This window comes from Streptomyces sp. NPDC000404, from assembly GCF_040300365.1.
Taxonomy (GTDB): Bacteria; Actinomycetota; Actinomycetes; order Streptomycetales; family Streptomycetaceae; genus Streptomyces; species Streptomyces ramulosus.
This window is the reverse complement of sequence record NZ_JBEPDN010000010.1, coordinates 71,605-91,558: the sequence shown is the minus strand read 5'-3', so window position 1 is coordinate 91,558 and position 19,954 is coordinate 71,605. Positions and strand designations below refer to the sequence as shown.

General features: G+C 68.5%; 11 protein-coding genes. 8 read left to right on the top strand and 3 right to left on the bottom strand.

What is annotated here, in order from left to right:
* Positions 1–234: 234 nt before the first annotated feature.
* From ABT345_RS20420 to ABT345_RS20410, 3 genes are all read left to right on the top strand, one after another.
* Complete coding sequence (locus tag ABT345_RS20420; RefSeq protein ID WP_345085440.1) at positions 235–1,431, top strand: serine/threonine-protein kinase; 1,197 nt, start codon at positions 235–237, stop codon at positions 1,429–1,431.
* Between the two features lie 121 nt (positions 1,432–1,552).
* Positions 1,553–4,447, top strand: a complete 2,895-nt coding sequence (locus tag ABT345_RS20415; protein ID WP_386461552.1) for a DEAD/DEAH box helicase — start codon at positions 1,553–1,555, stop codon at positions 4,445–4,447.
* 9 nt (positions 4,448–4,456) lie between these two features.
* A complete protein-coding gene (locus ABT345_RS20410; protein ID WP_345085437.1) occupies positions 4,457–9,532 on the top strand; it encodes a class I SAM-dependent DNA methyltransferase in 5,076 nt (1,691 codons plus the stop codon).
* Positions 9,533–9,587: 55 nt separating this feature from the next.
* Here ABT345_RS20410 and ABT345_RS20405 read toward each other — a convergent pair whose 3' ends face one another.
* A complete protein-coding gene (locus ABT345_RS20405) occupies positions 9,588–9,791 on the bottom strand; it encodes a DUF397 domain-containing protein (RefSeq protein ID WP_345085434.1) in 204 nt (67 codons plus the stop codon).
* Positions 9,788–10,627, bottom strand: coding sequence for a helix-turn-helix domain-containing protein (locus tag ABT345_RS20400; RefSeq protein WP_345085431.1), 840 nt, complete (start codon positions 10,625–10,627; stop codon positions 9,788–9,790). The genes ABT345_RS20405 and ABT345_RS20400 overlap by 4 nt, the downstream gene beginning before the upstream one ends.
* A gap of 145 nt (positions 10,628–10,772) precedes the next feature.
* Between ABT345_RS20400 and ABT345_RS20395 the strand changes: the two genes are divergently transcribed.
* Genes ABT345_RS20395 through ABT345_RS20375 form a run of 5 tightly spaced genes read left to right on the top strand, consistent with a single transcriptional unit; the run spans position 10,773 to position 16,900 of the window.
* Positions 10,773–11,267 (top strand): ATP-binding protein, encoded by a 495-nt coding sequence (locus ABT345_RS20395; protein WP_345085428.1) that lies wholly within the window; start codon positions 10,773–10,775, stop codon positions 11,265–11,267.
* Between the two features lie 17 nt (positions 11,268–11,284).
* On the top strand, positions 11,285–13,408 hold the full coding sequence (locus ABT345_RS20390) for a lipase family protein (RefSeq protein ID WP_345085425.1): 2,124 nt from the start codon (positions 11,285–11,287) through the stop codon (positions 13,406–13,408).
* A gap of 58 nt (positions 13,409–13,466) precedes the next feature.
* On the top strand, positions 13,467–14,780 hold the full coding sequence (locus ABT345_RS20385; protein ID WP_345085422.1) for a GmrSD restriction endonuclease domain-containing protein: 1,314 nt from the start codon (positions 13,467–13,469) through the stop codon (positions 14,778–14,780).
* 8 nt (positions 14,781–14,788) lie between these two features.
* A complete protein-coding gene (locus ABT345_RS20380) occupies positions 14,789–15,925 on the top strand; it encodes an AAA family ATPase (protein ID WP_345085419.1) in 1,137 nt (378 codons plus the stop codon).
* A 42-nt stretch (positions 15,926–15,967) separates the two neighbouring features.
* Positions 15,968–16,900, top strand: coding sequence for a hypothetical protein (locus ABT345_RS20375; RefSeq protein WP_345085416.1), 933 nt, complete (start codon positions 15,968–15,970; stop codon positions 16,898–16,900).
* A gap of 1 nt (position 16,901) precedes the next feature.
* Here ABT345_RS20375 and ABT345_RS20370 read toward each other — a convergent pair whose 3' ends face one another.
* Positions 16,902–19,697: an AAA domain-containing protein gene (locus ABT345_RS20370; RefSeq protein ID WP_345085414.1), complete on the bottom strand. Its 2,796-nt coding sequence runs from the start codon at positions 19,695–19,697 to the stop codon at positions 16,902–16,904.
* Between the last annotated feature and the right edge of the window lie 257 nt (positions 19,698–19,954).

Below are 19,954 nucleotides of genomic sequence, written 5' to 3'. Positions count from 1 at the left end.
GCGACCGCGGAAAGAGACGAATGTACCTGGCTGATTTACGCCGATCCGCGCAACTCGGAAAGGCGGACGCGGTCGGAGAAGGGCTTTCCTCGATCACCGCGCGTGGTATCCGGCCAGAGTATGGGCGGCGGCCTGCCCCGAACCGGACCCGATGTCGGACACCGCCGATACCCTTGGCCCGTACACACGCGACCCTCACGCGACTTTCGGTAGATCTTCAAGGTGGGAACCAGGTTGAACGCAACGCCGCTGAGCCCGGACGATCCGGCCGAGCTGGGCGGGTTCACGCTGCTGGGACGGATCGGCCACGGCGGCATGGGCCAGGTCTACCTCGGCGAGTCCGCCGCCGGTGAGGCCGTCGCGGTGAAGGTGATCAAACCCACGGTGGTCGATTCGGAGACCCGGCAGCGGTTCGCCCAGGAGATCGAGGTCCTCAAGACGATCTGGGGACCGCGCATCGCCGCGTTCGTGAAGGCCGACACGGAGTCGGAGCAACCGTGGCTCGCGACCGAGTACGTGGAGGGACCCGACCTGCGTCGGCTCCTCGACACCCGGGGTGTCCTGTCGCCGCTGGCGGCCGCCTCGCTCGGGGCGACCCTTGCCGAGGCGCTGGCCGGAGTCCACAGCCAGGGGCTGCTGCACAGGGACCTCAAGCCGGCGAACATCCTGCTCGGCCCCAACGGCCCCAAGATCATCGACTTCGGCCTCGCCGTCTTCGCCGAGTCCAGCGCCTCCCTCACCGCGCCGAACACGGTGATGGGCACCCCCGCCTGCATGTCTCCGGAGCAGGCGAACGGAGAGAAGCCGCTGACGGCCCCGGTGGATGTGTACGCACTGGGGGCGGTGCTGCTCTTCATGACCACGGGCCACTATCCGTACCAGGCCGATCACGTACAGGTGCTGTTCAGCCACATCGTCGACCCCGACAAGGCTCCTGACCTGTCGGGAGCCCCCGAGGAACTGGTCGGTCTCCTGTCGTCCATGCTGCGGTACGCGCAGCACGACCGTCCGACGATGGACGAGGTGGTCACCCGGTGCGTGGCGGTCATCAAGGCCCACGGGGCGACCGTGGCGCAAGCCCGACGGCAGCTGACCTCCCTCGCCACGGCCGCGTACACACCGCCGGAGCCCTCCCCCGTACCGGCTCCCGCCCCGCCGCCCACGGATGCCGAGGCCTTCGCCGAGGCGTCGACGCTCCTGGCCCCGAACCCGGCGCCCGTGGCGCCGACCGTCCCGCTGCCGCAGCAGTCCGCCGCCCACTCGCCGGGCTACACCCCGACGGTAGCGGTGACCGCCCCGGACGCCGAGCCCGCGGCCGTGGCCCCACCCCAGCCCACGCCCGCGCCACCCGCCGGCCCGCGCCGTTCCGCCGCCGCGCTCCGGATCGCGGGTCAGTTGCGGGAGACGTACGCGTCGACGGCGCCGTTCTGAGCGGGCCGGCAGGCGGCGAGGCGCCGGGGCGGCCTGGGCGGAGGTGACCATCGCCTCTTGTCCCGGGCCGTGGCCCGCACCAGTAGCTACACAGTTCAGCAGCTATCAGGAGGTACCGCGGGTGACCGCGCAGCAGTCCAGTTCGCAGTCCGGTGGGCAGCCCACCCCGGGAACCGGTACGAGTCTCCCGCCCGGCGCCCAGATCGTCGTACGCGACGAGGAGTGGCTGGTCAAGAACGTCACCCGGACCGATCACGACGGCGACCGCATCGAGGCCGTCGGGATCTCCGAGTTCGTCCGCGATCAGGAGGCCGTCTTCTTCACCGGCCTGGAGCGCACCCGCGACGGCGCGCCCGGCATCGAGCTGATGGACCCCGCCAAGACCACCCTGATCAGTGACGACTCCCCGAATTTCCGCCGCAGCCGGCTCTTCCTCGAAGCGATCCTGCGCAAGACCCCGCTGCCCCAGTCGGAGCGCGGCCTGGCCCTCGCCGACAGCTTCCTGCTCGACTCGCTCCCCTACCAACAGCGGCCCGCGCAGCTCGCACTCTCGGGCCGGAACCTGCGCCCCCGCATGCTGATCGCGGACGTCGTCGGCCTCGGCAAGACCCTGGAGATCGGGCTCACCCTCGCGGAGCTGATCCGCCGCGGCCGCGGCGAGCGGATCCTCGTGGTGACCCCGCAGCACGTTCTGGAGCAGTTCCAGCACGAGCTGTGGACCCGGTTCGCGATCCCGCTGATCCGCCTCGACTCCGCGGGCATCGAGCGGATCCAGCGGGAGATCCCGGCGGGCCGCAACCCCTTCACGTTCTTCAAGCGCGTGATCGTCTCGATCGACACCCTCAAGAACACCGATCAGTACAAGCACCACCTGGAGCACATCCGGTGGGACGCCGTCGTCATCGACGAGTCGCACAACCTCATCAACCGCGGCTCGCTGCGCAACCAGCTCGCCCAGCTCCTCGCCCCGCAGACGGACGCCCTCATCCTCGCCAGCGCCACCCCGCACAACGGCAACGCCCGCTCGTTCGCCGAGCTGATCGCGCTGCTCGACCCGGCGGCGATCCGTGACCCCGAGCGGTACTCGGCCGAGGACATCAAGCACCTGTTCATCCGCCGCACCAAGGTCAGCGCCGAGGTGCGGGAGAAGATGTCCGGCCAGTGGGCCGACCGGGGCCCTTCCGAGTCGGTGCACTGCCCGGCGACCCCCGCCGAGGAGAAGATCTTCGAGGAGCTGGCCCAGGTCTGGCTACCCGCCGAGGGCCGCTCGGTGAGCGAGGTCCCGCTCTTCCCGTACACCCTGCTCAAGTCCTTCCTCTCCTCGCACGCCGCCCTGAGCTCGACGGTCGAGACCCGGATCAAGACGCTGGAGAAGAAGAACGACCCGGACGCGACGGGCACCGAACTGGCCGCTCTCCAGCGCTTGCGGGAGCTGACAGGCGGTCTGACCGCCCAGGACTCGGCCAAGTTCACCGCTCTCGTCGAGCAGCTGAAGGCCATCGGAGTCGGACCGCGCAGCGAGACACGCGTCGTGGTCTTCTCCGAACGCGTCCAGACCCTGGAATGGCTGCGATCCGCCGTGCCGGCCGCGCTCGGTTTCAAGGGCAAGGCCCTGGAGGCAGCCGCCCGTGTGATGCACGGCGGCCTCTCCGACGAGCAGCAGATGCAGTGCGTCGAGGACTTCGGTCTCGCCGACGCACCCGTACGCATCCTCTTCACCGGTGATGTGGCCTCCGAGGGCGTCAACCTCCACCGGCAGTGCCATCAGCTCATCCACTACGACGTGCCGTGGTCGCTGATCCGCATCGAGCAGCGCAACGGCCGTATCGACCGTTACGGCCAGGTCCACAAGCCGCAGTTCCGCGCCCTGATCCTGACCAGCGAGGTGGACGGCGCGAAGGACGACCGCACAGTCGCCGAGCGCCTCCTTGAGCGGGAGGACGAGGCACACCGCTCGCTCGGCACGGCGGAAGCGGTCTCCGGCCTGTACCGCGCGGAGGCCGAGGAGAAGTCGCTGATCCAGGACCTGCTCAAGGGCCGCACGGTCGACGAGTCCCTCCAGCAGACCGCCCAGGAGGCGGGCGGGGCGGACGACTTCCTGGCCGACTTCTTTGCCCAGGTCGACGACGTGTCCGCCGAGCCCGCCGCCGAGACTCCCACATCGGACGGTTCCTCGGCCGCCCCGCCGAAGGCCCACGTGCCCCGTCTCTTCACGACCACCCGCGAGTTCGTCGACGAGGCGGTAAGGGAGGTCTTCCCGGACGCCCAGCAGTCCCTCGGGATGGACCGCGACCCCGAGAACGGCCTGATCTCCTTCAAGCCCCCGGCCGACCTGGTGCACCGGCTGAAGGCGCTGCCGCCCGACTACCGCCGCGAACAGCGCCTGAGCGAACGCCTCCTCGTCACCCTCAACCGCAAGCTCGCCGACCGCGCCCTCGTACGGGCCCGCGAGTCGGGCACCTCCAGCTGGCCGGAGATCTCCCTGCTCACCGACCTCCACCCGGTGGTGGAGTGGCTGACCGACAAGGTCCTGGTGAAGCTGGGCCGCCAGGAGGCCCCGGTCATCACGGCCGATGTCGACGCCCCCGTGTACCTCGTGCAGGGCATCTACTCCAACGCCCTCGGCCGCCCGACGGTCGTCAAGTGGATGGCCGTCACCGGCGAGGACGTCACCGACGACATGGTGGGGACACTCCGCGAGGCGGGCATCGGCCCGACGATGGCCAACCCGTTGCGGCCCCACGACGTGGACGGTCTGCGGGCCGGCATCCCGGCGGCCCTGGACGCCGCCGAGGCCTTCCTCTCGCGCCACAGCTCGCAGTGGGACAAAGCGCTCCTCGCGCCGATCGAGGAGTACCGGCAGCGCCTCGGCCGGTGGGAACAACCCACCCTCGCGGGCGAAGAGACCAAGGACGACCTCTCCCGCCTCGCCGACTCCCTGCTGACGACGGGCCGCCCGATGCTCCGCGTCCTGGCCGTCCTCGACTCCGCCCACGACTCCGCCGCGCACGCCTAGGAGAACCCCATGACGTACGACTCCCTGGTCAACCGCGGTGACTACTTCTCCGCGCACTACCTGGCCGAGGTCTTCCCGAAGGACCTCAAGTCCGGGCTCCTCGCGGCCTGGAAGACCCGCGAGGAGGAGGCCAAGTCCTCGGACCTCGCGGATCACGAACCGGCCGCTGACGCCCTCCCGGTCACCCCGCGCCTGGGCCTGCGTGCCCTGCGCCGCCCGTACTTCCGCACCCGCGCCTTCTTCGCGGAGGCGGCGGTCACGCCCGACGACGCGACGACGTACGACGCGCCCGAGTGGCGCGAGCGCGCGGCCTCCCTCAACTCCTCGGTCCTCCGCGCCCTCGGCTACGACGCCAAGCCCCAGATCCTGACGGTGTCCCGGGCTGACCACACGTACGAGATCCCCGTCGCGCACACCGAACCGGGCCTGGTGGCCGTCGACTGCGGCTGGGCGGCTGAGCCGGACGCGGCCCTGGACCCGGACGGCCCCGGCCGCCTCCTCACCCCCGTACAGCTGGACGCCTCCGCCTCCCTCCGTACGGGCTCGAAGCTCGCCTCGTTCCTCTTCGCGAGCGAGGACGCACCGCGGTACGTGCTGCTGCTCGCCGGCGGCGTGATCGTCCTCGCGGACCGGGCGGCGTGGGGCGAGGGCCGCTACCTGGCGGCCTCACTCGACACGGCCTTGGACCGCAACAACACCAAGGACGGCCAGGAACTCGACACCCTGGCCGCTCTGTTTGGCGCGGACTCGCTGCGCACTCCGGAGGAGGGCGGCGTGAACCCGCTCGCCGGGCTCGTCGACAAGTCCACGAAGCATGCGGTCGGCGTCTCGTCCGAACTCCGGGACGGCCTGCGCGAGTCGGTGGAACTCATCGCGAACGAAGTCCTGGAACGGATCACTAGCCATGACGGTGTCCGCCTGGAGGACGTGAAGGAGCTCCCCGAACTCTCCCGACAGTTGACTCGCGAGTCGCTCCGCTACCTGTACCGCATCCTGTTCCTCCTGTACGCGGAGGCCCGCCCCGAGCTGGGCATCCTGCCGTCCGACTATCCCGAGTACCACCAGGGGTATGGCCTCGGCCGCCTCGGCGAACTCGTCGCCGAACGCGACCTGGTGGGTGAGAAGGCCCGCGAGGGTGTCTACCTCTACGAGTCTCTGGACCTGCTCTTCAGCAAGGTCCAGGAGGGCTACCGGCCGCGCCGCACGCACGGGGTGACGGAGAAGGAGTCCGAGACCGCGACATCGGAAGACGTCGGCCTCCGCTTCGAACCCCTCCACTCGAAGCTCTTCGAACCGGAGTCGATCCGCCTCATCGGCGCGGAGTCGGTCAAGGACCCCCGCCACGACGACGACTCGGACGAGGGCCCGCGCTACCTGGACACCCGCCTCCGCAACGCGACCCTGTACAAGGTCCTGCGGAAGCTGATGCTCACCCGGGGCAGGAAGGGCGAGCGCGGCGGCTTCATCTCGTACGCCCAGCTCGGAATCAACCAGCTCGGCGCAGTGTACGAGGGGTTGATGTCGTACGCGGGCTTCATCGCGGGCGAGGAGCTGTACGAGGTCGCGAAGAACGGCGACCCGAAGGACGGTTCCTGGCTGGTCCCGTCCTCGAAGGCCGACGAGTACGCAGATTCCGTCTTCGTACGCCGCCGGGATGAGGAGACGGGCGCCGACGTCCGGGTCAGGTACTGCCCGGGCTCGTTCGTCTACCGCCTCTCCGGTCGCGACCGCCAGACCTCGGCCTCGTACTACACGCCGGAGTCCCTGACGAAGGTCACCGTCCAGCTGGCGTTGCAGCACCGCCTGGACCAGGACGACACGGTCACGGAGGCCCGCGAACTCCTGGACTGGAAGATCTGCGAGCCGGCCCTCGGCTCGGGCGCGTTCCTCAACGAGGCCATCAACCAGGTCGCGGCCGAGTACCTGCGCCGCCGCCAGGACGAGACCGGCCGGGCGATCGACACCGAGCAGTACCCGGTGGAGCTCCAGAAGGCCAAGGCGTACATCGCGCTGCACAACTCCTACGGCGTGGACCTCAACTCGACGGCCGTCGAGCTGGCAGAGGTCTCGCTGTGGCTGAACACGATGCACCCGGGCATGGAGGCGCCGTGGTTCGGCCTCCACCTGCGGCGGGGCAACTCGCTGATCGGTGGCCGCAGGGAGATCTACGGCCCCGAACGCCTGAAGAAGGGCGGCTGGCTGGGCGCCACGCCAGAACGCTTCCCCCTCACGGAGGCTTCGTCCGGGCTTCCCTCCGGTTCCGTCCACCACTTCCTGCTCCCGGCGAAGGAGTGGGGCGCGGTCGCCGCCGAGAAGGAGGCGAAAGCTCTGGCCCCGGAGGAGGCGAAGGCGCTGGGCGCCTGGCGCAAGGCGATCACGAAGTCGCCGCGCGCGAAGCAGACGGCCCGGCTCCAGGGGCTCGCGCGCCGGGCGGAGTACCTGTGGCAGCTGGTGGTCCACCGCCTGGAGATCTCCGAGCGGGACATCAGCCGCAAGATTGATGTCTGGGGCGCGGAGCCGGAGTGGCTGCGGCAGCCGGTGGAGGCGGTCCAGCGCGAGGAGGTCCTTGCGGACCTTGAGGCGGTCGACACCCCGTACTGGCGCCTGAAGACGCTGATGGACGCGTGGTGCGCGCTGTGGTTCTGGCCGGTCCAGGAGGCGTCGCTGCTGGATGGCACGAACCCCCGCTACCGACAGGCGGCGGAGCTGGCGGAGCAGTCCGCCGCCTATGAGCTGGCCGTCTCGGGGGCGGAGGACGAGGACGCCGGCGTCCTGATGTCCTGGGAGGAAGAGACCCTCCCCGGTTTTGGCATAGAGGCCAAGCAGCTGTCCTTGACCCAGGAGGACGTGGCGAAGCGGCGGATGGGCCGCCGCAAGGAGGCGATCGCTGAGCGGCGCCGCGAGGTGATCCCGCTGGCGAACCTGGACGACTGGCTGGACTTCGCGGAGTCGCTGCTGGGCACGCAGGATGTGCCGTCGGAGTCGCTGATCGCGGAGTTCGAGTCACTTACGGAGCTGACGCCTTACGAGGACGCGCTGCCGGATTTGATGGGGATGGATCGGTCTTATTGGCTGGAGTCTCGGTTCCCGTGGGCGGCCCATGCGAAGGACGTCGCCACCCAGCAGGGGTTCTTCCACTGGGAGCTGGAGTATGCGCAGGTCTTTGAGCGGGGTGGCTACGACTTGCAGGTGGGTAACCCGCCGTGGGTTCGGCCGGACTGGGATGAGCGCACCGTGCTGGCCGAGCTTGATCCATGGTTCTCCCTCGCAGACAAGCCTGACATGACGGAGTGGCGCGTACGGAAGGAGGACGCGCTCAACAAGAGCGCAGGGACATCATTCTTCCTCAATGAACTCGTGAGTAATTCTGGCGCAGTGGCAATACTGGGAAGCGAATCAGCTTACCCCCTCATCGCCGGGACCCGCGCCAACCTCTATCGCGCGTTCATGTGCCAGGTCTGGAAGCATTCAAGTTCACCCGGAATGGCTGGGCTGATCCACCCTGACACCCACTTCACCGGAGCCAAAGAGGGGAATCTCCGAGCATCGGCGTACAGGCATCTACGCTTCCATGCGCACTACTGGAATCAGCGCCATATCTTCACCGACATTAAAGAAACACGGCAATTTTCAACGAACGTATACGGCCGTTCGGGCCCTGTGAATTTCCAGCACATGAGCTGGCTTTTTGCACCCGAGACCCTATCCGCCTCAGTTTCCCACAACGGGACAGGAGAATTCCCCGGCATCAAGCACGAGGGCACCTGGGATCTTCGCCCCCATCAGGCTCGCCTCGTGACCGTCGACGACGATCTCCTGTCTCAATGGCAGGATCTTTCCGGCGAAACCGGGTCGCCCACCAGCCAGGCGACCATGCTCTATCCGGTGACCGGTGGCGAGCAAGGAGCGATCACCGCCCTCTCATCCTTTAAGGATCGCCTGGGGTCACATCACCCTCGCATCACCGTCGGAATGTTCGAGAATCTCGCCACAAAGAAGCTCGGACTGTACCGCCATGCCACAGGCACCCCTTCAACCCTATCGGAGGCGATCCTCCAAGGGCCCCATTTCGGAATCGCTACCCCATTCGAGAAGCAGCCGAATATCCCGCTGCGAAATCGCAACGACTACGACACCTGGGACCTCACACGACTCCCCACAGAGATAGTCCCGCGCACCAACTACGTCCGCGCATGCGAACCAGATCACTATCTCAGCGTCCAGGATCGCTGGGATAATGTTCCATACACAGAATATTTCCGTCTCGCTTGGCGACGCATGATCCCCTTCGATACCGAGCGAAGCCTATTCGCAGCTCTCATTCCGCCAGGCCCGGCACACCTCGACACGGTGCGCTCTATGGCACTTACAGACAATCTCACGACCGCGCTGAACGCCGGGTTCTGGGCGTCCCTCCCCCTCGACTACCTGCTCCGCATCACAAGCCGCTCCGATCTGGTGGTTTCTGATGCGGTCAAGATGCCTGCACCAACCCCAAATCACCCCCTAACCCACCCCCTCCTCCTTCGAACACTGCGTCTCAACTGCCTTACCAACACTTACGCTCCGCTCTGGCAGGAGCTATTCCACGCCACGTGGCCGCACTACGAGGATTGGGCGCACTCGTGGCCAAACCTCCCTCCACTCGCGCAGCGCCTCACATCGACCTGGGGGCCCGAATCTCCCCTGCGGAGCGAGTACGAGCGCCGCGCAGCACTCGTCGAGTTGGATGCCCTCGTCTCCGTCTGGCTCGGAATTACCGCCGACCAACTGGTCACTATCTACAAGTCACGCTTCTACATCCTCGCCCAGCGTGAATCCGAGATGTATTTCGACGCGAGCGGCAGGAAGATCGCCGCAAGCCACCACACCTACGGCCACGGCCAGATCAAGGAGACCTACCCGGCGCTCCTCGACCACCTGGACAACCCGGCCACCGTCCCGCCGCCCGAGGGCTACACTGCCCCCTTCTACAAGGCCGACCGCGAGACCGAGATGCGGGCCGCGCACGCGCACTTCTCCGCTCGGCTCGACGCGGAGATCGCTGCCGGCCGGTGGACGCCGCCCGTGAAGACCGACGCGTAGGAAGACGAACGGGCCGCGCCAACCGAGGTTGGCGCGGCCCGCGTTGTCGTACAGGTCAGTGCGACGCGAAGGCGACGAATATCGCCCACTGCTCCGCGTCGAAGCTCAGCACAGCCCCAGCCTTGTTCTTCGAGTCGCGGACGTGGGTCGAACCGACGGCGTTCGCCACCTCCACGCACTCGCCACCTGCGCCACTGCTGTAGCTGCTCTTGAACCAGGCCGATTCCGGCACAGGCCGCACAGGCTCCGTCGTGTTCATACCTCTCCCAGCGCCTTCTCGATGACGTTCAACGACTCACGTGGGGTGAGAGCTTGGGCCCTGAGGAGCCCGTACTGCTCCTCGAACTCTCGCACCGGCTTGCGTTCGGTGTACAGGCGGCTGTCCTGGTGCGCTTCCACGTAGGCCATCCTCCGCGCTTCCTTTGTCTCGATCAAGGTGAACGAACCGCCGAGCCCGGCATGTTCTTCCAGACAGGTCGGCATCACCTGGATCGAAACATTGCGCCGCTGGGCGGCCAGCAGGATCTGCTCCAGCTGCCCCCTCATCACTTCCCGGCCGCCAAGTGGGCGCGTGAGCATCGAGTCCTCGATCACGAAGCTGATGGTGGGCATCGGCATCCGCGAGAAGATCGCCTGCCGCTCCAACCGGGCCGCGACCCGCTCCTCGATCGTTGTCTCGTCCAGCAACGGCAGCCACATCGCGAACACCGCCCGCGCGTACTCCTCCGTCTGCAACAGCCCCGGCACCGCCTGCACCGCGTACACGTGCAGTTCGACGGCCTCCTTCTCCAGCTTCGCCGCGCCCCGGAAGAACGCCGGGTACCGCGCCCGCGCGACCTCCTCCTTCATCTCCTTCAAGATGCCGCGCGCTCCGAGCAGCTCGTCCGCCTGGTCGATGAACTTCGGCGGCGGGATCCGCTTCCCCTGCTCGTACGCCGCGATCGTCGATGTCGAGTACCCCGTCATCGACCCGAACTCGGGCCGTTCCAGCCCCGCCCGCTCCCGGAACCGCTTCAGTTGCCGCCCGAACACCTGAAGGATGCCCGTCGCCCCCTGCTCGGCTTCGTACCCGGCTTCCGCCTGCTGATCGTCCATAATCCACGCCTCCCGCACCCAACGCCCGGCCGTCCCGCCGGTCACGCCCCGTATCGCCACACCCTCCGCACCGACGCATACAGCCCGTACGCGTCCGCGCGTCACTCCTGGTCAACGCTACTCACGCAACGCCACCGTTGGCGGCATGACATCCACAACTCACCCGACCCAGGCCCCACGCGAACTCCACGCCCACGTCCAGGAGTTCGACATGCGTTTCACCTCCACCCCACGCGGCGCACGGCTCGCCCGGCGTCTCGTCTCGCACCGGCTCCACGAGTGGGGCCACCCCTACGAAACGACCGCCAACGACACCGCCACCCTCCTCGCGGCCGAACTCACCGCGAACGCCATCCGACACGGCCACGTCCCCGGCCGGGACTTCCACCTCCGCCTCACCGTCCACGCGGACGCCGACGCCACCACCATCCGCATCGAGGTCACCGACACCCGCACCGAGCGGATGCCCGCCCTCAACACCCCCGCCCCGGACGCCGAAACCGGCCGTGGCCTGCTCCTCGTGGCAGCCCTCGCCACCCGCTGGGGCACCACACCCCGCGTCGTCGCCCCCGGCAAGACCGTCTGGGCACAACTCGTTGTCAGTGGTCGGGTACAGACTGTTTCCAGAGCCACCAACTGACAGAGAGGTTCTCTTCCTTGGCCAAGAGCAAGCAGCGCAGCACCACTCGCTGGCGCGTCGGATACCTCTTCGTACACGGCATCGGCAACCAGAAGCCGGGCACGGCCCTGGAGTGGGGCAGAGCCACCTTCGACGCCCTCCGTGACGTGCACGGAGAGCAGGTCCTTGCCTGGAACGACCAGCCTCTGGCGGCCTCACCCGAGGACGCCGCCATCCGGCACGCGGAAGTCGTCATCTCTCTCGGCGGCGGTGGCGCGAGCCGTCGTGCTCTGTTCGCCGAGGCGCTCTGGGCCGACAAGTTCACCACACTGGGCCGGCCCTCCATCCGGCGGACGCTCACGTTTCTCGTAGCAAGCCTCCCCCTCCTCCTCTGGGTGGTCGGTCCGGACCGGCGCGACCTGCGGGTTCTCGCCTCCCCCTCTCGCGGCCTCCAAACCCGCGGAGAGGCCGGGCTCGCCCAGATGCGGCTGCTGTGGCGCCTTCTCACCCTGACGGTGATCGCGACCGCGCTTGCCTACGGGATCTCGCTGACGGCACACAGCCTGCTGGCGTCGGCCTTCCTGCTCGGCCTGCTGGCCTGGTTCGCCCGTTCCCGCCGCAATCTCCTGTGGCACGTCCGGGTCGCCGCAATCGACGAGGAGCGTACGCGGCTGCTCCTCGCGCACCTCCACCGCAAGGTGTCCTGGATGGAGCGCCACTGCGACGAGGTGGTCATCGTCGCCCACTCGCAGGGCGGCTATCTCATGCACCGTGTCCTGTCCCCCACCGCCGACCGGCACCACCCGAAGGTCCGGAGGTTCATCGGCGTCGGCTCCGGCCTGAAACCGATCACCCTCCTCAAGACCTTCGACAACAGCCGCATCGGGCCCGGCCTGTGGGGCCTCGTGTTCCTCGTCCCAGGGTGGTTGTGGGGGCTCGGCCCTTGGACGTGGCAGCCCATCGGGTGGTTGATGCAGAGCGTCCTGCGCCAGCTCTACCTGGCCCTGCAAGTGACGGTGACGCCGTCAGCCGCCTTTGCTGATCCACGCCTCGCGGAGCTTCATCGCGAGGCCATCGCCGCAGAACTGCATCGAGCCCTCACAGCGGCACCCAGTCTGCGTCTCGACCTCGCCCACGGAGCCGCCATCGTTGTGTCCCTGGTCCTGGCCTCCCTGCTCGGGCGGCTGATCCATGCCGCTCTGCAGGCCCGGCCGCCGTACCCCCTCGACCTCGACCACCACCGCCGGGACATCGAGTGGCGCGAGTACAGCAGCCCCCACGACATGGTCGGCCGGATGCTGGGCCCCACCCTCCCCGACAATGTCGAGCAGCCATGGATCGCCCCTGTGGGCCAGCCCCTCAGCGACCACACGCTGTACTTCCATCGCACCGGTGTCCTTCCCCGCCGCCTGGCGGCCGACCTCCTCGGGGATCTCGATCTAAGGCCCGAGGCGGCCGACTGGAACAAGGCCGTCAGGGGGCTCGACGAGGTCCGGCGCCAGCAGGGAACACGTCGGCGCACCCTGCACGGGCTGCTGATCGGCACCTTCGCCACCTTGCTCGCGGCACCCCGGCTCTTCGACAGACCGTCCGTACTCCTCGCCTACCTGCACGCCTGGCTGCCGCTCGCGCTCCTGCTGCTGGTGCTCACCGTTCTCTTCAGCCTGCTGGCCCACCGGTCGGCAGGCAGGGCGGCCCGCCGCTTCACCGCTTCCCTGTCAGGAGACACGCCTTCGCGGCGCACTCGGTGGCGCGTGCGGATCGTGCCGCTCGGCCCCCGCCTCCTGCCGACGATCGCCACGTCGACCGGAGGGCTGCTCGCCGTGTACGGCACGGTTCGGTTCTTCCTGGCCGCCCGCGAGTACGGGGAGACTCACGTCTGGCAGGGCTACCCATTCCTCTTCCCCATCGGCATCGGGCTGCTGTTCGTCGCCTGCGCCTCGGCCGCCGGGTATCCCGTACGAGTGCGCTGGTACGGGGTGATCGCCGTCCTGGGATGCATGGCCCTGTACTCGGCTCCGGCGCCCGCCACCATGGGCTTGTCCTGGGAGCTGCGCCCCGAAGGGACGCTGCTCGGCACTCTCGGCATGTGCCTCGTCCTGGGTCTCGTCGGCTCCCTCCACGCCCGGCTGAGAGCAATCGATCTGACCGCACAGGTGTGAGGCAGAATCGATGCGGGTCGACAGGAAGCCACACCTACGAGGGAACGGACACGAAGACATGTCACCGGAGGACAGCGGCAGCCACCGCGCACCCCAGCCGAAGGACCAGCTGTCCTTGTACGGCCGCTACCTGGACGATGCGTCCCCCGAGGACAGCGGGGCGTTCCTGGTGGAGATCGGGGCCGGTGGGCGGAGCACCGATGTCGAGCTGGAGCAGCCCGACGAGGAGCCGGACGGCGCGGGCGACCAGATCACGGCACCGTACGACCCGTCCAAGATCGAGATCCAGACCCTCAACCCGACGATCAACCTGCTGATCTCCCGGCTGGTCAACGGGATGATCGACCTCGCCCCGGACTTCCAGCGCAAGGCGGGCATCTGGTCGGACGAGCAGCAGAGCCGGCTGATCGAGTCCCTGCTCCTACGCATCCCCATCCCTTCCTTCTACGCCTCCGAACTCACCGACAGTTCATGGGCCCAGGACAGTTCCTGGGCCATCGTCGACGGCATCCAGCGCCTCACCGCCATCGCACGGTTCATCGCCCCCGAAGCGCTGGCGGAGGCGGGGATGGATTCCGGGCCGCTCACGCTGCGCGGCCTGGAATACCTCAAGAAGGACTTCGAGGGCAAGGGGTACGCCGACCTGTCGGGGCGTATGCAGATCCGTCTCAACGAGAGCCAGGTCGTCGTCCACCTCATCCGCCCAGGGACTCCGGAAGAGGTCAAGTTCAACATCTTCGCGCGCATCAACACCGGCGGCCTCCCGCTGACCCGCCAGGAGATCCGGCACGCGCTCATCCCCGGCCCGGCCCGCCAGCTCCTGTCCTCGCTCGCAGAATCGCCGGAGTTCGCCTCGGCCACCGGCGACGGCGTCTACAGCGAGCGGATGGCGGACCGCGAGATGGTGCTGCGCTATCTCGCCTTCCGGCTGACCGACCCCAGCCAGTTCAGGCGCCAGGACTTCGACCAGTTCCTCGCGCTCACCATGCGCCAGGTCAACCGGCTCACCGAGGACGAGCGGGAGACTCACGCCCACGACTTCCGCCGGGCCATGGCCACGGCCGAGAAGATCTTCGAAGGCCATGCCTTCCGTAAGCAGTTCCCCGGCCAGACCCGGCGCTCGCCGGTCAACAAGGCCATCTTCGAGACGGTTTCCGTGAATCTGGCCGCTCTCTCGGAGCACGAACGATCTACACTGCTGGCGTCCCGCGAACAGGTGGTCGAGGGCTTCCAGCAGCTCATGACCGACCGGAACTTCGAGCGGGCCGTGTCCGTGGGCACCGGCGACCGGGCCAAGGTGGTCGACCGCTTCGCCAAGGTCCGCGGACTCTTCCGCACCGTCCTGCAGAACAACGGGGGCAGCAACCAGTGATCGAGCAATTGTCACTGACCAACTTCAAAGCGTTCCGGTCCGCCGACATCCGGCTGGCCCCGGTCACGCTCCTCACCGGCCTCAACTCCTCGGGCAAGAGCACGGTCCTGCAGTCTCTGGCGATGCTGCGCCAGTCGTACGACTCGGGCATCCTCATGTCCACCGACGGGGACGCCGACAGCCGTGGGGGTTTCCTCCTCGACGGTGACCTCGTGGAGCTGGGCACGGGCCAAGACCTCCTGCACGAGGACTTCACCACCGAGCGGCCGGGCACGGACCCGCTGATCTCCGTCGAGTTCGAAACCACCGACAAGGAGTCGTACGCCTGGTCAGCCCGGTACGCGCCGGAGCAGGACGTACTGCCGCTCGAAAGCTCCACCCGCCCGGCGGACTGGGCTGACGTGCCCCTCTTCTCCCGGCGCTTCCAGTACCTCAAGGCCGACCGGATCACACCGGCCACCACCTATCCCCGGTCTCACCACCACGCGATCGGCCGCGGCTTCCTCGGGGCACGCGGCGAACACGCCGTCAACTTCCTGCGGCACCACGCGCAGGACGTCGTGCCGGACGGCCACCCACTCCGACACCCGGAGGCCGGCGGTCACACCCTGCTCGACCAGGTCGTCGCGTGGATGCAGGAGCTCTGCCCCGGGGTCAACCTCGAAGCTTCGGAGATTCCCGGGATCGACTCGGTACGTCTCAGCTTCGGATTCGGCGGCACCGCCGGCCTGGACTCCACCCGGCGCCGACGGCCGACAAACGTCGGCTTCGGTCTCACTTATGCTCTCCCCATCGTCGTGGCGTGTCTCACCACCGGGCCCGGCAGCCTCATCCTCCTGGAGAACCCCGAGGCCCATCTCCACCCGCGCGGCCAGTCCCGTATGGCCTCCCTCATCGCCGCCGCAGCGTCCGCCGGCGCGCAGCTCATCGTCGAGACCCACAGCGACCACGTGCTCGACGGGACCCGGCTGGCCGTCAAGCAGGGACGCCTTGCGGCCGCGGACACCGCGGTGCACTTCTTCCGGGGCAACGGGGCCGGCGTGGAGACCATCACTCCGACGGTCGCCGAGGACGGATCGCTCTCCGAATGGCCGGAGGGCTTCTTCGACGAGTCGGAGAGCACGCTCGACCAGTTGCTGGGCTGAGCGCCCGCTTGTCAGTCCGGAAGTCACAGAGGGGGGCGCTTCATGGTGCTCATGTTCTTCAACGAGAAATCCTGCGTCTCCGATTGCTCGCAGGACGAGGCCGGGCAGGCCATGCGCGACTTCGTGAAGGTCTGCCAGGCGGTCAGGCGGGTGGACAACGGAGCGAGTCTCGTCAGCGAGGTCCGACTGGAGGAACTGGAGATCGCTCCTGGCTACTACCTCGCCCAGTGGCGGAACGAGAGCCAGAACCGCGACCACTGGCGGTTCATGCGGCTACTCAACCGCAAGTCCCCGCACTCCACGGTGCTGCCTGCACCTCCCGAGGACCAGGAGGTCGAATACCGTCACAACGGCGACCGGGTTCTCGGGCTCGCCGCCGCCCATCTCATGGAGACGCTGGCCGTCAGCCTGCCCACCGCCCAGCCCTGGGAGCCCTCCTGGCTGAGTGTCGAGTACGTCCTCGTCGACGAGGACGAGGTCCAGGAGGACAGCGCGGAGGTCCGGCACGCCTCGACACCCGAGCACGTGGCGGAACACGCCGACTGGATACGCGAGAGCGCGGCGAACGCCGTCACCTCCGGCGCACAGCTCTGGGAGGAACGCAAGAGCCTCTTCGCCTCGCTTCAGTTCACCCCTGGCGTGGAGGACGACCTGAGGAAGCTCCCGGGTGTCTCCGTGCCCTCGGTCCGGGCGGCGCTTTTCGCGCTCAACACAGCGGCCGAGGCCTGGAGGCCCGGCGACTCGGAACCGGCCTGGCCCATCAAGGTGGTCCCCGAGAGCGACACCCGGATCCATCTCGGATTGTGCAACTTCACCGACACGGACGGGGAGAAGCGGCTGTTCAGCCTCCACACCCGGTTCCGTCCGCGGCCCGGCCGCATCCACCTGCGGGTGGTCACCGAGGAGGGCCGCGTGCGCATCGGCTACATCGGCCGGAAGCGCCTGACGGAGGACGTCCCGCGCAGCTCGCGGTGAGCTACGGCAGCCATCGCGCTGCCTGTTCCCGGGTGATCCGGTCCGCGTCGACCCACCAGTGCTCGGCCTCCTTGTCCCACTGGGCCCTGAGCAGGCGCTTTGCCTCGTCCTTCTGCGCGTACGGAACTTTGAGATATAGACGGCCGTCCCGCACAAGCCCCGGGTACACCTTGCCGGCCGGCGCCTCGGCTCGCTGGGCAGGCACCGCGGACACCGGAGCGGTATCTCCGGCGGGACGCCACGGTCCACGCGCCGGGCGTTCCATGCGAGTGCGCTCCATCAACCGTCGTACGCGGTCGCAGGAGGCGGGGTCGGTGTAGCGCATCATCAGGTCCGTGGGCCCGATGTTCGCGAGCAGGTTCTTCGAGCCGTGCCACAGGACCGAACCGTCGAGGATGAGGACCTTCTCGTGCATGCGGTCGCGGAACTCGACCCGGCAGCCGACGGCCTCCAGTTGCTCCACCAGTTCCCGGTGCCGCGCCACGCGGGACGGTTCCTGCTGCTCCTCCGGCGGGCGGGTGAAGACCGTGACCTGGAGCCCGGCAGCCACCTTCGGCCCGAGCATCCGGGCCCACCGGCGGACTGGAGGCGCGTCCATGAACGCCGAGTACAGCTCGATGCTGCGCTGCGCTCGCTCCACGTCCCATGCCACCGCCTCCAGGACCTCGCTGTGCTCGAAGAAGGCGGGTCGTGCCAGCTCCTCCTCCGACAGGATGGCCAACTGGTCCGCATCGCGGATCGGGATCAGCTGGTCGGCGGAAATGGTCTGCGCGTGCGCTTCCAGATGGTCGACCATCGCCAGCGCTTCGCTGTGCGGGGCCAGGTGCTTGCGCAGGAAGGCGACGTCCGCCACGACGACCAGGTGGTCCTGGGCCCGGCTGAGAGCGACGTTGAGGAGACGGCAGGTCTGCGAGGACAGCCCCGTTCCGCTGTAGAAGAAACCGGGGTCCTTTCCGGCTCCCGCCACCGTGTCGAGGAGCACGACGGGGCGCTGGCTGCCCTGGAACCGGTGGACGGTGTCGACCAGGCCGTCGTAGTCCTCCCCGAAGCGGTGGGCCAGGCTGCTCTTGAGTGCCTTGACCTGCTCCCGGTACGGGGAGATGACGGCTAGCCGATCGGTCGCCCGTTCCCCCTCGGGTACCTCCTGCCACTTGCGGCCGGGCAGGACTCCCTCGTACTGGAGCCCCCGGACCAGTTCGTGGATGACCGCGGCATGGACGGCGTTCGTCATGTGGGGCTTGCGGCTGCCGCCGGGGATCCGGCGACCGGACGTGTCGATCAGGATCACCGGTGAGTCGATGAGCGGGGCGAACGGCAGACGGCTGGTGTTTCCGCGCCCGGTCCTGAGCGGTGCGTCCGGATACGCCACCTCGTTGACGACCGCGCAGATCGGCTTCCGCATCCGGTACTGGGTGTCGAGCGCCACCAGGCGAGAGTCCTGGCGTATTCGCCCGGACGGATCGACCAGGCCGGCGGCGTGGAAGGCGTCGCGCGCCGTCCACTCGCGGGAGTGGGCGCGCTCCGCCTCGTTCGCCTCCCGATCCCCGTCGCCTTTGGTCACGGCGGGCAACTGCCGGAAGTCGCCTGCCACGACCACCCGCTTGCGGGCGAGACCGGCGGCGAACCAGGCCGATGGCAGGTTGACCATCCCGGCCTCGTCGATCACCACGACATCGACCTCGTCGAGCAGTTTCCTCGACTGAACGGCCTTGGCCACGGTCGCTCCGAGCACTCGGCAGTGGGAGCGCACCTCGTCCTGGATTCGCTTGCGTTTCCGTCCGAGTTCGTCAAGTCGTGCCTGGAGCGAGGCCGCGGAGTCGGCGACGGTCTGCCTAGGCGGGATTCCAACGAGGGCAGCATGGGCCGCGGGGAGGGCTCGGCGGGCCTCGGCCGCCCGCTTCTCGCCCGCCGTGTGGCGATGGGCCGCGCTCGTGACGTCCGTCCTGGCCCGCGCGGCCTCGTCCTCTTCGTGCGCCAGGGCGGACCAGAGGTCGCGCAGTTTCGCCGCTTTGTGTTCCGCGCGGAATCCGGTCGGTGGCCCCACCTTCTCCATTTTCAGCCGCAGCTGCGCGGCCAGGGTGTCCGCGGCCGCCACCGTCCGAGCCGCCGTGGCGTGGTCGCGGGCGGCCTCGGCCATCTCCTCCGTGGCGGTGGCCAGGTCCGACTCCAGGTCCCGGACCCGGTCGTGCAGGGCCAGCGCCGCCCTCGCGCCCTTGAGCTGGTCGGCCGCCGTGCTGATCTGCCGGTCGATGCTCTCCACGAGCAGGGCGGCGATCCGGGCCGGGTCGACCTGGTCTCCGTAGCGGCTACGCAGCGACGGCAGGACGATGGCCCCGGACCGCTGGACGATCCCCTCGGCGAAGCCCTCCTCGTGCTCCAGCAGGGAGCACATCCGCTCAAGCGCCTGGTCCACCGCGACGTTCGTGGGCGCCAGGAAGAGGACCTTGAGTCCTTGGCGGAAACTACCCTCGACGATGTGGCCGACGACATCCGTCTTCCCGGTGCCGGGCGGCCCCCACAGGAACAACACCTCACTGGCGAGGGCCTGTGCGACGGCGTCACGCTGACGCGGGTTCAGCTGGAGCCCCGCCCAGTTCGCCACCCACTGTCCCGGGTTCTCGGCACGGCCGGTGCGCGGGGTGCCCCGGCCGACCAGCCAGCCCGCGTGTTCGGTGTCGACGGGGCTGTCCTGGCTGCCAGCTGCCTCCAGGCGCTCGGCCAGCGCGGCCCAGTTCGCGGAGTCGTCCTTGCGGATCTGGATGTTCGCGGGCGCCGCCCCGAAATCGGCTTTCGTCACGAGCCGTACGGTCCCGTCCGGAGCACGCGAGGCCTCGGCCGGATCCCAGGCCTTCCGGGAACGTGACGGCCGGGCGAGGACAGGAACACCGTCCAGGCTGTCCTGCCAGGTGCGGCACTCGAAGAGATACTCGCGCGTCCCACCGGATTGCGAGAGGAGCCGTCCTTTGGACAGGGCGACCTTCACAACGCCCTCGGCGTCGCTCCGCTGTTCTGCGAGGATCTCGGCGCGCACGGCCGTCAGAAGCTCCTCGACGG

Excerpts from the sequence above, each read along its gene's own strand:
- ABT345_RS20410 (WP_345085437.1), top strand. The coding sequence starts at position 4,457 with ATGACGTACGACTCCCTGGTCAACCGCGGTGACTACTTCTCCGCGCAC.
- ABT345_RS20405 (WP_345085434.1), bottom strand. The coding sequence starts at position 9,791 with ATGAACACGACGGAGCCTGTGCGGCCTGTGCCGGAATCGGCCTGGTTC.
- ABT345_RS20400 (WP_345085431.1), bottom strand. The coding sequence starts at position 10,627 with ATGGACGATCAGCAGGCGGAAGCCGGGTACGAAGCCGAGCAGGGGGCG.
- ABT345_RS20395 (WP_345085428.1), top strand. The coding sequence starts at position 10,773 with ATGACATCCACAACTCACCCGACCCAGGCCCCACGCGAACTCCACGCC.
- ABT345_RS20385 (WP_345085422.1), top strand. The coding sequence starts at position 13,467 with ATGTCACCGGAGGACAGCGGCAGCCACCGCGCACCCCAGCCGAAGGAC.
- ABT345_RS20375 (WP_345085416.1), top strand. The coding sequence starts at position 15,968 with ATGGTGCTCATGTTCTTCAACGAGAAATCCTGCGTCTCCGATTGCTCG.